Here is a 12,397-nt window from a genome sequence, read left to right on the forward strand (position 1 = left end):
GCCGGGGTACTGCGCGGCCATGTCCGCCATCGCCGCCCGGGTCGCCAAGCGGGTGCTCCGCCCGGTGGCCCAGGCCGGCCGGGGCGTCGACGGTCGGGTCAGGTGCAGTCGCCGGTGCCCACCCCACGGGTACGCTCCGCGCCGGCCAGCGCCACCGGTCGGGCCTCCTCGGCGGTCACCGCGAAACCGGTGTTCGGGTCGTCCGCCGCCGCCGCGAAGATCACCCCGAGCACCAGGCCGTTGGAGGAGACCAGCGGGCCACCGGAGTTCCCGCTGCGGACCAGCGCCCGGATCGTGTAGATCTCCCGGTTGACCTTGCTGGCGTTGTAGATGTCCGGGCCCTCGATCCGGTCCACGTCCCGGACCCGGGCCGGCCGGGCGTCGTACGGGCCGTCGAGCGGGAAACCCAGCACGATCGCGTCCGCGCCGCTGCCGGCCTGCCCGGCGGCGAAGCGCAGGGACGGGCCGGGCAGCCCCGGCACGTACAGCACGGCCAGGTCGCGGTCGGGGTCGTAGACGACGACCTCACCGTCGTACCGTTCGCCGCGCAGCTCGACCGCGACGGAGCGGGTGCCGGCCACCACGTGCGCGTTGGTCATCACCCGGTCGTCGGCGTAGACGAAGCCGGAACCCTCGATCCGGCGCGAGCAGCTCGGTGCGGAACCCAGCACCTTGACCACCGCCCGCTGGCTGTTCGCCACCACCTGGGAGCCGGCCAGCGCCGGGTCCGGCGGGGCGACCTGCCGCGCCGAGGTACGGCCCAGACCGTTGAAGACGTCGGGAAACCCGTTGGTGTCGACGGTGTCCCGCAGCGCGGTGGACAGCTCCTGGGCCTGGTCGGGCAGGACCCGGTCCACCACGGTCAACAGCGCGCTGTTCTTGACCGAGGCGGCCAGCCAGGGCAGCGACGAGGAGCCCAGCGGGACCGCGACCAGCCAGGCCACCAGCATCACCGCGAGGATCGAGACGAATGCGCCGCCGACGTCGTCGGCCCGCTTGGCGGTGTCGTTGGTGATCGTGCGCCGCAGGTGGGAGCCCAGCCAACCGGCCAACGCCTGACCGAGCACGGCGAGCCCGAAGACCGCGACCAGGGAGACCAGCACCCTTGTCCCGCTGTCGATGAACTGGCGGGCCAGCAACGGCCCGAGCTGGAGACCGATGAGCGCGCCCAGGAAGAACCCCGAGAACGACAGCGCCCCGATGACGAAGCCCTGACGGTATCCGCTGATCGCGAACACGAGTATGAGCAGGAGCAGAACGAGATCCACGGCCGACACCGGTCAAGGGTACGTGCACCGGACATCGGTGCGGCGCTGCGGCTGCGGAACGTAATGATCAGGTCAGCGGACCGGCCAGTTCGTCGGCTTCCTCGGTGCCGGCCGAGGGGGCCGGGGTGACCCCGGTCGGCGGCAGCTCGACCACCCGCGACGAGGGCCACGGCCGGGCCCAACCGCCCATCTCCAGGAGGGCGGCCAGCACTCCGGCGGTGAAGCCCCAGACCAGCATCCCCCGGACGGAGAACGCCGGGCCGATCCAGCCGCTGGAGTGGCGGACCCGCATCCGGTTGGCCGGGTCGACCAGCTCGGCGACGGGCAGCCGGGCGACGTGCGCCACCTCGGCCGGTTCCCGGGGGTGCACCGGATGCGGGCTGTGCCACCAGGCCAGCACCGGGGTGACCACGAAGTCACTGACCGGAATCCAGAGCTTCGGCAGCTCGGCGAGGACGGTCACGCTGGCCGGATCGAGATCGACCTCCTCGTTCGCCTCGCGCAGCGCGGTGGCCCGCACGTCGGCGTCCTCCGGGTCGGCCGCACCACCGGGAAAGGCCGGCTGGCCGGCGTGGTTGCGCAGCGTGGCGGCCCGCTGGAGCACCAGCACGTCGGGGCCGACGCCGGGCTGCTCACCGAGCAGCACCAGCACCGCGCTCTCCCGGCCGCCCTCCTCGGGGGTGGTCAGTCGGGTGAAGTCCTCGGCGCGGGCGGTGCCGAGCCGGTCCAGCAGCGGGTCGAACCAGGACGGCGGACGGGAGTTCATCGACCCCGCTCCGGACCGACCGGGACCTGACCGGATGCCGCGCAGCGACGGCCGGGGGCAACCGGGAGGCGAAAGAAGGCCACCCGGGGGCGGGAGGTCGCGCGGGGGCCGGAGGCCACCCGGGGGCGGGAGGTCACGCGGGCACCGCCAGGCCGAGGTGCCGGCGGACCAGCTCGGCGAGGCGGGCGTCGTCGAGCGCGCCGGAGGTGTCGGTGTGCCGGACCCGCCCCTGCGCGTCGACCAGCAGGGTCAGCGGGACCGCCGTGCGGCGCAGCTCCCGTTGCAGGGCCTCGCCCTGGTCGAAGAGCACCGGGAACCGGATGCCGAAGTCCTCGCCGATGGCCTGCGCACCGTCCCGGCTGTCCCGGCTGTTCACCCCGATCACCTGGAGCTGGCCGGTGGCGCGAACGCTGAGCCGTTGGAAGGCGGGCAGCTCCTGGCGGCAGGGCGGGCACCAGGAGGCCCACACGTTGATCACGGCCGGACCCCGGACGTCGCGCAACGCCACCGGGGCACCACCGGTGAAGCAGGAGAGCACCAGTTCGGGCAGGAGGCTGCCACCGCCGCCGGCCGGAGCCGGGCTGCTGCCCGTACCCCCGCTGTCGGCGGCACCGGCGGACCCGGTGGGTGCGGCCGGGCCGGACGGGGCGACGGACCCGGTGGGTGCGGGGGTGGTGCCGGTGGGCGCGGTGCCCGGCGGGTCGGCCAGGGTGGCGCAGCCGGCGAACGGCGACGGGCGCGGGGCCCGGTCGGGGCCGGTGGCGGCGCCCTCCGGCGCGGCGGTGGCGGTGCAGCCGGCGAGGACCAGCAGCGCCGGGACGAGCAGCGCGGCGAACCGACGTTTCACGGTGCCTCCGCGACGACGGCCTGGGCCGGCACCAGCTCCGGGTCGACCCCGGCGGCGACCGCGAGCTCCCGGGCGCGGGGCCCCTTGAGCAGCTTTGCGGCGGCGGCCGGCTCGGTCGGCCCGAGCCCGTACGACGGGCAGAGCCGGGCCAGGGTGCACGCCCCGCAGGCGGGCTTGCGGGCGTGGCAGACCCGCCGGCCGTGGAAGATGATCCGGTGGGAGAGCATGGTCCACTCCCGCTTCGGAAAGATCGCCCCGATCTCGTGTTCGATCTTGACGGGATCGGTCTGGATGGTCAGCCCCCAGCGCTGCACCAGCCGCTGGAAGTGGGTGTCGACGGTGATCCCCGGGACGTCGAAGGCGTTGCCCAGGATGACGTTGGCCGTCTTGCGGCCGATCCCGGGCAGCGTCACCAGGTCGGCCAGCCGACCGGGGACCCGGCCGTCGTGCCGCTCGATCAGGGCCTGCCCGAGCTTGATCAACGAGTCGGTCTTGTTGCGGTAGAAACCGGTCGGCCGGATCAGCTCCTCCAGCTCGGCCCGGTCCGCCCCGGCGTAGTCGGCCGCCGTCGGGTAACGGGTGAAGAGCTTCGGGGTGACCTCGTTGACCTTCTTGTCGGTGCACTGCGCGGAGAGGATCGTGGCGACGGCCAGCTCCAACGCGCTGGAGTGGTCCAGTTCGCAGTGGGCGTCGGGGTGCGCTTCGGTCAGCGCCCGGCCGATCCGCCGGGCACGCCGGGTGCGGCCGAGATCCGTTTCGACCCGGCCGGGAGAGCTGATGGTCACGCCGGCCAGCCTACGTCGCCGCCCCGACGCACCGCCGGGCCACGCCGCCGGTCAGCCGGCGTCGGGCGGGCTGATCTTCCCCTTGCCGTCGAACCGTGCCCCGGTACGCGGGAAGTCGTTGCCGCTGAGCTGCTTGACCAGCCCGAGCCCCTGGTCGGCGGAGTCCATCCCCGGCTTGCCCACCGAACTCATCCGGGTGGAGGTGAACGAGCCGCCGGCGAAGCTGCCGTCCGGCTTGAGGGAGACCTTCAGCACCCCGCCCCAGCCGAGCCGGCCGGTCGGGTTGAGCGACCGGGCGCCCCCGGCGAAGTTGCCCAGGCTGTAGGCGATCAGCCGGCCCTGGTAGAACTCCATCCCGCGCAGCACGTGCGGGCCGTGCCCGACGATCAGGTCGGCCCCGGCGTCGATCATGGCGTGGGAGAACTTCACCGGATCGCCCCGGTTCTCGCCGAGGAACATCTCGGTGCCCGGCCGGACCCGGGTCTTGTCCGACCCCTCGCCACCCATGTGCACCTGCACCACGACCAGGTCGGCCATGGTGGCGGCCTTCTCGACGACCCCCTTGGCGGCGTCGATGTCGACCAGGCTGTTGGACCAGGGGTACGACGAGAAGCCGGCCACCGCGACCTTCACCCCGCCGACCTCGACCACGGTGATCTGGTCCGGCGCACCGGTGTGCTTCAGGCCGTGCTTCTCCAGCGCCTGCTGGGTGTTCTCGTAGCCCTGCGGGCCGAAGTCGTAGCCATGGTTGTTGGCCTGGTTGAGCAGCTGGAAACCGGCGTCCTTGAGGTGCCCGGCGTACTCCGGCGGCACCCGGAACTGGTAGCAGTTGCTGGCGTTCGCGCCGCACTTGCCGGTGCCGGTGTCGGTGGTGAGCGGCTCTTCCAGGTTGCCCATCACCAGGTCGGCCTTGAGCGCGCCCTTGACCTCGTCGAAGAAGCCCTTGCCGCCGTTGGCGGGCAGCCGGGACGGGGCCATCCCCATCACGATGTCCCCGGTGGCCGACAGGGTGACCGCCTCGTCCTTGCCGGTCGCCCCGGTGGTCGGCACCGGGGAGCCGCTGGCCCCACCGCCACCGCCCGGTCGCCAGACCGGGTCCGGGGTGTCGCGCTGGGCGCAGCCGGCGAGGAGCACGGCGAGCAACGCGCCGGCGGCGAACGCGGCGCGGCGGCGGGGACGGGGCTGGGGGAAGGCGGCAGAGTACATCGCCCGCGACGCTACCGGGTGGGTAATCGACCGACGACGGCCGATCGGACGGAAGTTCAGCACGACCGCTGCTGCGACCACGGGACACAGGGCACCGACCCGCCGTCGCGGACCGCCGCGTGGACGACCCGGGCCAGCGGCGCGCCCCAGGTCGACCGGGGGCCGCCGTACGGCTCCGCCCCGCCGGGCGGCGGGCAGAGCACGGTGACCGCGTCGGTGGGGGTGCCGGTGCCCGGCAGACCGAGTTCCCCGATCGCCTGGCACTTCGCCTCGGTGGCGGTGGCGACCGCGTTCACCAGCGCGGCGTCGCCGAGCGCGGCCGGCACGTAGACGACGATGTTGACCGTCCCCACCCGCGCCGGAGCCGGGGCGGCGGGCTGGTCCGGGGCCGGGGCCTGGAGCTGCGCCGGGGTTCCGGGCTGCGCCGGGGCCTGGAGCTGGGCGGGGGTGCCGGGCTGCGCCGGGGCCTGAAGCTGGGCGGGGGCCTGGAGCTGGGCGGGGGCCTGGAGCTGGGCGGGGGCCTGGAGCTGGGCGGGGGCGGCGGCCCAGAGGGGGGTGCCGAGGCCGACGGTGACCCAGGCCCGTACCCCGGTGTCGGTCCGGGTCACCACCTCGGCGACGTCCACGCCGGTCAGCAGGCCGATCCCGGGCCCGTCGAGGCCGAGCCGGTCGGCGAGCGCGGCCAGGTGGGCCGCCGGGTCGTCCCGGTGGTACGACATCGGCACGGTCGCATTGACCACCCACTGACGTACGCCGACCCCGCCACCGAGCGGACCGGAGCTGACCGCCCGCAGTGGCGAGCGGGCCCGCCACACCAGGAGTGGAATGTCCCATCCGTCCTCGGGGCGGTGGGTCAGCACGGGGTCGCTCAGCACCCGGCCACCCTACGACCAGCGGCGACAACTGCCGGTGAGCAGGTGGTTGGGGCGGATGATCGTAGTGTCCGATCGGGTCGGCGGGGTTACGCCCAACGATCAAGATTCCCGGGGTGCAGCTCTGATTCGTCCTCACATGCGCCTAGACTTGGCGGCGCGCGAGGGATCAGCGGACGGCGGACCCGGCCGAGGGACGGCAGCGCGCAACCGGAGGTGCGCGATGGATGAGGTACTGGCTCGCAGCGGGATCTTCCAGGGTGTCGACCCGGAGGCTGCCGAGGCGCTCGCCAAGGAGATGGAGACGATCGACGTCCGCAAGGGCGAGATCGTGTTCAACGAGGGCGAGCCCGGCGACAGTCTCTACATCCTCCTGTCAGGCAAGATCAAGGTCGGGCGTCGGGCAGCCGACGGCCGGCAGAACCTGATCGCGGTGATGGGCCCGTCGGACATGGTCGGCGAGCTGTCGCTCTTCGACCCCGGCCCGCGCACGGCCACCGCGACCGCGGTCACCGACACCCGGCTGGTCCGGCTGCGCAAGCAGGCGCTGCGGCCCTGGCTCAACAACCGGCCCGAGATCGCCGAGCAGTTGTTGCGGGTGCTGGCCCGTAGGCTGCGCCGGACGAACGACTCGCTGGCCGACCTGATCTTCACCGACGTGCCGGGCCGGGTCGCCAAGAACCTGCTCCAGATGGCCGGCCGGTTCGGCACCCGCGACGGCGGCGTGCTGCGGGTGACCCACGACCTGACCCAGGAGGAGATCGCCCAGCTCGTCGGCGCCTCCCGCGAGACGGTCAACAAGGCGCTCGCCGACTTCGCCTCGCGGGGCTGGCTGCGGCTGGACGGCAAGAGCATCATCATCCTCGACCCGGAGCGTCTCGCCCGCCGCGCCCGGGTCTGACCGACACCGCGTACGCACCCGAGCCAGGGCCGCCCCGACCGGCGGCCCTGGCTCGTTCGCGTGCCGGTCCGGCCGGCGACTGTTCCGCCCGCCCCGTGCCGGCCTCGGTGATCCGGTCACCGGTACCCGATCTGCCCGGCGCAGAATTTCTCGACAATCCTGCTCGCGGTGCGCGACCGTGGACCGATGCGGGAACGGGTCGCGGTGCTCTCCGACGTCCACGGCGCGCTACCCGCGCTGGAGGCGGTGCTGGCCGAGCCGGAGGTGACCGCCGCCGACCTGGTCGTGGTGACCGGTGACGTGGCGGCCGGCCCGCAGCCGGTCGAGGTGCTGGACCTGCTGGCCGGGCTGGGTCCCCGGGTCCGCTGGGTACGCGGCAACGCCGACCGGGAACTGGTGCAGGCCCGCGCCGGCCGGCCGTCGGAGCACGACGTCTCGAACTGGGCGGCCGACCAACTCCGGGCCGACCAGGTGGACCTGCTGGCCGCGCTGCCGCTGACGCTCACCCTCCCGGTCGCCGGCCTCGGCCCGGTGCTCTTCTGCCACGCCACCCCCCGCGACGACGAGGAGGTGGTGCTGGTCGACTCCCGGCCGGCCCGCTGGGCGGAGGTGTTCGCCGGGCTGCCCGCGCAGGTGCGCACCGTGGTCTGCGGGCACACCCACATGCCGTTCACCCGGCTGGTCGACCGCCGCCTGGTGGTCAATCCGGGCAGTGTGGGCATGCCGTACGGCGGGCCGGGGGCGTACTGGGCGCTGCTCGGCCCCGGGGTGCAGCTGCGCCGTACGGCGTTCGACGTCGACGCGGCCTGTGCCCGGGTCGCCACCGAGTCGGGCTACCCGGACGCCGCCGCCTGGGCCGACGAGTATCTGCGCTCCCGGCACAGCGACCTCGACGCGCTCACCGCCTTCGCCCCGCGCGACGGCCGCTGACCAGCCATCGTCTCGACAGCACCGGGAGCACCAGCGGACCGGGCCGGAGCACCCCGGGCAAAAAAGTCAGGCTTGACTGTTTGTTTCGACGGCGGCACGCTGTTCCCGTGTCTGCCGCCCCGACCCGCGTCCCCCAGCAGGAGCGCAGCCGCGCCACCCAGGCCCGGCTGCTCGAAGCGACGGTCGACTGCCTGGTGCGGTACGGCTGGTCGGGCACCACCACCACCGTGGTCGCCGCCCACGCCGGTGTCTCACGCGGCGCCCAACTGCACCACTACCCCACCAAGGCGGCCCTGGTCACCGCCGCCGTCGCCCACCTGGCCGAGCGGCGCGCCGAGGAGTTGCGCGTCGAGGCCGAGGCGCTGCCGGTCGGGCCGCAACGGCTCGACCGGGTGATCGACCTGCTCGGCGCCGCCTTCACCGGGCCGCTCTTCGTCGCCGCGCTGGAGCTGTGGGTGGCCGCCCGCACCGACCCGGAGCTGCGCGGCGCGTTGGTGCCGCTGGAGGCCCGGGTGGGTCGGGAGATGCACCGGCTCACCGTCGCGCTGCTCGACGTGGACGAGCGTCGACCCGGGGTCCGCGAGGCGGTGCAGGCCACCCTCGACCTGCTCCGCGGGCTCGGCGTGGCCAACCTGCTCCACGACGACTCGGCCCGCCGTACCGCGCTGCTGCACACCTGGAAACGCCAGCTCGCCGCCCTGCTCACCCCGGGACCACACCCGCCCCACGACCAACCCGGCCCGACGCCCACCGGCACCACCCGACCCGACGCCCACCGCACCGCCCGGCCCTGACCCGCGCTCATCGGCCCACCCGCCCGGGAGGCACCATGGTCGACCCGACCGCACTGCTCGCCGACCTGACCGACGAGTCCGACCAGCTCGACGCGCTCGTCGACGCGCTGCCCACCGAGGCGTGGACGCGGCCGACACCCGCCCCCGGCTGGACGGTCGCCCACCAGATCGCCCACCTCGCCTGGACCGACCACGTGGCGCGGTTGGCCGCCACCGACCCGGCGGCGTTCTACGCCTCGGTCACCTCGGCCGCCGATCCGGGCCGGCTGGTCGAGGACGGGGTGGTCGAGTTCCTGGCCCCGCCGGCCGCCCTGCTCGACCGCTGGCGCAGTGGCCGGGCCGCGCTCACCGCCGCCCTCACCGCGGTGCCGGCCGGCGAGAAACTGCCCTGGTACGGCACCCGGATGTCGGCCCCCTCGATGGTCACCGCCCGGATCATGGAGACCTGGGCGCACGGCGAGGACGTTGCCGAGGCGCTCGGTGTCACCCGTACCCCGACGGCGCGGTTGCGGCACGTCGCGCACCTCGGGTTCCGTACCCTCGGGCACGGGTTCGCCGCCCACGGCCGGCCGGTGCCGACGACGCCGGTGCGGGTCGCACTCGCCGCACCGGACGGGTCGCGCTGGGCCTTCGGGCCGGCCGACGCGGCGGACCGGGTCGTCGGCCCGGCGCTCGACTTCTGCCTGCTGGTCACCCAGCGCCGGCACCGCGCCGACCTCGCCCTGGTCGCCACCGGCCCGACCGTCGACGCGTGGCTCGACGTGGCCCAGGCCTTCGCCGGCCCACCGGGAGCCGGCCGCGCACCACACGGCACCGGCCGGGAACGGGTCGCGCCGGAGGACGACCGGCGGACGGTACGCGACGAGGCGTCCGGGACCGGCGACGCGGCACCCCGCGACGGTCTGGACGAGCGCATCCGGGCGACCGCATGAGCGGCGTGCTCCGGGTCGGCAACGCCTCCGGCTTCTACGGCGACCGGTTCACCGCCTGGCGGGAGATGCTCGACGGCGGTGAGCTGGACGTGCTGACCGGCGACTACCTGGCCGAGCTGACCATGCTGATCCTCGGCCGGGACCGGCTGCGCGACCCCGACCTCGGCTATGCCAGGACGTTCCTCCGCCAGCTCGAAGATTGCCTCGGCACCGCCCTGGACCGGGGGGTACGGATCGTCACCAACGCGGGCGGGCTGCACCCGGCCGGGCTGGCCGCCGCGATCGGCGCGCTCGCCGACCGGCTCGGGCTCGCCGTCCGGGTCGGTCACGTCGAGGGCGACGCCCTGCCCCGACCGGACGCGCTCACCGCCAACGCCTACCTCGGCGCGTTCGGCATCGCCGCCTGCCTGGACGCCGGGGCGGACGTGGTGGTCACCGGGCGGGTCACCGACGCGTCGCTGGCGGTCGGGCCGGCCATCGCCCGGTTCGGCTGGGGGCGTGACGACCTGGACGCGCTGGCCGGGGCCACTGTCGCCGGACACCTGATCGAGTGCGGGGCCCAGGTCACCGGCGGCAACTTCAGCTTCTTCACCGAGCTGCCCGACGGTGGGCACCGGCCCGGCTTCCCGATCGCCGAGATCCACCCGGACGGCTCGTCGGTGCTCACCAAGCACCCCGGCACCGGCGGCGCGGTCACCGTCGAGACGGTCACCGCCCAACTGTTGTACGAGGTGGGCGGCCCCGACTATCTGGGCCCCGACGTGGTGACCCGGCTGGACACGGTACGGCTGCGCCCGGACGGGCCGGACCGGGTCCGGGTGGACGGGGTCCGGGGCACCCCACCGCCGGCCACCCTCAAGGTGGGCGTCAACAACCTGGGCGGCTTCCGCAACTCGATGACCTTCGTGCTCTGCGGGCTGGACATCCCGGCCAAGGCGACCCTGGTCCGGGGGCAGGTCGAGGCGGCGGTCGGCACGGACGGGCTGGAGTTCACCCTGGCCCGTACCGACCACGTCGACGCGGTCGACACCGAGACGGCGAGCGCGCTGCTGCACGTACACCTGCGCGACGGTGACCGGGCGCGGGCCGGGCGGGCGTTCTCGGCGGCGGCGGTGGAGCTGGCCCTGGCCTCCTATCCCGGTTGCACGCTGACCACCCTGCCCGGGGACGCCACCCCGTACGGCGTCTTCACCGCCGATGCCGTGCCGCAGGCCGACGTGCCCCACCTGGCCGTCCTGCCGGACGGCACCCGGGTGTCGATCCCCCCGCCACCACAGACCGTGGCCCCGGCCGTAGCGCAGACCGTGGCGCACCGCGCAGTGCGGACCGTGGCCGACCCGACGACACCCGTGGTGCCGACCGGTTCGGCACCGGCGGCCGGGCCGACCCGGCGGGGGCCGCTGGGCGAGCTGGTCGGCGCACGGTCGGGGGACAAGGGCGGCGACGCGAACCTCGGCGTCTGGGCGCGCACCGACGCCACCTGGGGGTGGCTGCGGGAGTGGCTGACCGTGGCGCGGCTGGCCGACCTGCTGCCGGAGACCACGGCGTTGACGGTCGAGCGGCACGAACTGCCGAACCTGCGGGCGGTCAACTTCGTGATCCGAGGGCTGCTCGGGGCCGGGGTGGCCGCCTCCACCCGGTTCGATCCGCAGGCCAAGGCGCTCGGTGAGCTGCTCCGCGCCCGCCTCGTCGACCTGCCCGCCATCCCCGCCGGACCACCCGCAGCCGGGCCGGACGCGGCAGGCAGACCGGACACGGCAGCCGCGCCGGGCACGGCACCCGGGCCGGGCACGGCACCCGGGCCGGAGGGATCGGTCGGGGAGGGGGACGGATGACCATCGTGGACACGCCGGAACGGCGGCAGTTGCGGGAGGTGACCCGGGCCTTCGTGACCCGGGAGGTGTTACCGCACCTGGCCGACTGGGAGCGGGCCGGTGAGGTCCCCCGCACGCTGCACGCCACCGCCGCGAAGATCGGCCTGCTCGGCATCGGCTTCCCCGAGTCGGTCGGCGGCAGCGGCGGTGACCTGCTCGACTCGATCGTGGTCACCGAGGAGATCATCCGCTCCGGTGGCTCCTCGGGGCTGATCGCCGCCCTGTTCACCCACGGCATCGCGCTGCCGCACATCGTCGCGGCGGCCGGGGCGCGCACCGGCGGCACGCTCGGCGGCCGGCTCCCCGCCCGCCGGTCCGCCGCCGACGATCCCCTGGTCAACCGGTACGTCCGGCCGACGCTGGCGGGTGAGCTGATCGGCGCGCTGGCGGTCACCGAACCGGACGGCGGCTCCGACGTCGCCTCGATCCGGACCACCGCCCGCCGCGACGGCGACCACTACCTGGTCAACGGGTCGAAGACGTACGTGACCAGCGGGGTACGCGCCGACTTCGTCACCACCGCGGTCTGCGGCGACTTCCCCGGCAGCGGATCGCTGCACCTGCTGGTGATCGACCGGGGCACGCCCGGGTTCACCGTCGGCCGCAAGCTGGACAAGCTCGGCTGGCACTGCTCGGACACCGCCGAGTTGTCCTTCGTCGACGTCCGGGTGCCGGTGGCCAACCGGATCGGCGAGGAGGACACCGGCTTCCTGGCGATCATGCAGAACTTCGCCACCGAGCGACTCTCCCTGGCCACCCAGGCGTACGCGACGGCGCAGCGCTGCGTGGAGCTGGCGACCCGCTGGTGCCGGGACCGGTCCACCTTCGGCCGTCCGCTGGCCAGCCGGCAACTGGTCCGGCACCGGCTGGCGGAGATGCACACCCGCGCCGAGGCGGCCCGCGCGTACGTGCACCAGGTGGCCGCCCGGGTGGCGGCGGGCGAGCCGGTGGTGACCGAGGTGGCGATGGCGAAGAACGTCGCGGTCGCCGCCTGCGACCAGGTGGTGGATGCCGCGCTGCAACTGCACGGCGGGTTCGGCTACCTGCGCGACGCCGAGGTCGAGCGGCACTACCGGGACGCGCGGGTCCTCGGCATCGGCGGCGGCACCACCGAGATCATGAACGAGATCATCGCAAAAGGCCTGGGCCTGTGAGCGCGAGGAGTGAGCCGGTTTTGCGAGCCCCGCAGTCGCGAACGACAGACGAACCTGTGAGCGCGAGG

10 protein-coding genes and 2 pseudogenes are annotated in these 12,397 nt (G+C 74.4%); 6 read left to right on the forward strand and 6 right to left on the reverse strand.

The window, feature by feature from the left end:
* Nucleotides 1–98 precede the first annotated feature (98 nt).
* The 6 genes from GA0070216_RS19215 to GA0070216_RS19240 all read right to left on the reverse strand — a co-directional run bounded on the left by GA0070216_RS19215 (nt 99) and on the right by GA0070216_RS19240 (nt 5,747).
* Nucleotides 99–1,277, reverse strand: coding sequence for a MarP family serine protease (locus GA0070216_RS19215; RefSeq protein ID WP_091247702.1), 1,179 nt, complete (start codon nt 1,275–1,277; stop codon nt 99–101).
* Nucleotides 1,278–1,335: 58 nt separating this feature from the next.
* Complete coding sequence (locus GA0070216_RS19220; RefSeq protein WP_091247704.1) at nt 1,336–2,034, reverse strand: NUDIX hydrolase; 699 nt, start codon at nt 2,032–2,034, stop codon at nt 1,336–1,338.
* Nucleotides 2,035–2,167: 133 nt separating this feature from the next.
* Entirely contained in the window at nt 2,168–2,881 is a 714-nt protein-coding gene (locus GA0070216_RS19225; RefSeq protein ID WP_091247707.1) for a TlpA family protein disulfide reductase, read from the reverse strand.
* Complete coding sequence (gene nth, locus GA0070216_RS19230; RefSeq protein WP_091247709.1) at nt 2,878–3,666, reverse strand: endonuclease III; 789 nt, start codon at nt 3,664–3,666, stop codon at nt 2,878–2,880. Before nth ends, GA0070216_RS19225 begins: the two co-directional genes overlap by 4 nt.
* A 51-nt stretch (nt 3,667–3,717) precedes the next feature.
* Complete coding sequence (locus tag GA0070216_RS19235; protein ID WP_091247712.1) at nt 3,718–4,872, reverse strand: CapA family protein; 1,155 nt, start codon at nt 4,870–4,872, stop codon at nt 3,718–3,720.
* Between the two features lie 56 nt (nt 4,873–4,928).
* Nucleotides 4,929–5,747, reverse strand: coding sequence for an adenosylcobinamide amidohydrolase (locus GA0070216_RS19240; protein ID WP_091247714.1), 819 nt, complete (start codon nt 5,745–5,747; stop codon nt 4,929–4,931).
* Nucleotides 5,748–5,967: 220 nt separating this feature from the next.
* Between GA0070216_RS19240 and GA0070216_RS19245 the strand changes: the two genes are divergently transcribed.
* The 6 genes and pseudogenes from GA0070216_RS19245 (at nt 5,968) to GA0070216_RS19270 (ending at nt 12,329) form a co-directional block, all read left to right on the forward strand.
* The gene (locus GA0070216_RS19245; protein WP_067306583.1) at nt 5,968–6,645 is read left to right on the forward strand and encodes a Crp/Fnr family transcriptional regulator; all 678 of its coding nucleotides are present in this window, start codon (nt 5,968–5,970) and stop codon (nt 6,643–6,645) included.
* A gap of 168 nt (nt 6,646–6,813) precedes the next feature.
* Entirely contained in the window at nt 6,814–7,575 is a 762-nt protein-coding gene (locus GA0070216_RS19250) for a metallophosphoesterase family protein (protein WP_245722590.1), read from the forward strand.
* Nucleotides 7,576–7,682: 107 nt separating this feature from the next.
* Entirely contained in the window at nt 7,683–8,369 is a 687-nt protein-coding gene (locus tag GA0070216_RS19255; RefSeq protein WP_091247718.1) for a TetR/AcrR family transcriptional regulator, read from the forward strand.
* 35 nt (nt 8,370–8,404) lie between these two features.
* A pseudogene (locus GA0070216_RS19260) lies at nt 8,405–9,175 on the forward strand (TIGR03084 family metal-binding protein); the annotation flags it as partial.
* Between the two features lie 122 nt (nt 9,176–9,297).
* Nucleotides 9,298–11,004 (forward strand): annotated as a pseudogene (locus tag GA0070216_RS19265) (acyclic terpene utilization AtuA family protein); the annotation flags it as partial.
* 128 nt (nt 11,005–11,132) lie between these two features.
* Complete coding sequence (locus tag GA0070216_RS19270) at nt 11,133–12,329, forward strand: acyl-CoA dehydrogenase family protein (protein WP_091247724.1); 1,197 nt, start codon at nt 11,133–11,135, stop codon at nt 12,327–12,329.
* Nucleotides 12,330–12,397 lie beyond the last annotated feature (68 nt).

The organism is Micromonospora matsumotoense (assembly GCF_900091525.1).
GTDB classification, from domain to species: domain Bacteria; phylum Actinomycetota; class Actinomycetes; order Mycobacteriales; family Micromonosporaceae; genus Micromonospora; species Micromonospora matsumotoensis.

What these genes read in the sequence shown, in the direction of transcription:
- GA0070216_RS19220 (WP_091247704.1), bottom strand. Translation starts at nt 2,034, where the DNA reads ATGAACTCCCGTCCGCCGTCCTGGTTCGACCCGCTGCTGGACCGGCTC.
- GA0070216_RS19235 (WP_091247712.1), bottom strand. Translation starts at nt 4,872, where the DNA reads ATGTACTCTGCCGCCTTCCCCCAGCCCCGTCCCCGCCGCCGCGCCGCG.
- GA0070216_RS19245 (WP_067306583.1), top strand. Translation starts at nt 5,968, where the DNA reads ATGGATGAGGTACTGGCTCGCAGCGGGATCTTCCAGGGTGTCGACCCG.
- GA0070216_RS19270 (WP_091247724.1), top strand. Translation starts at nt 11,133, where the DNA reads ATGACCATCGTGGACACGCCGGAACGGCGGCAGTTGCGGGAGGTGACC.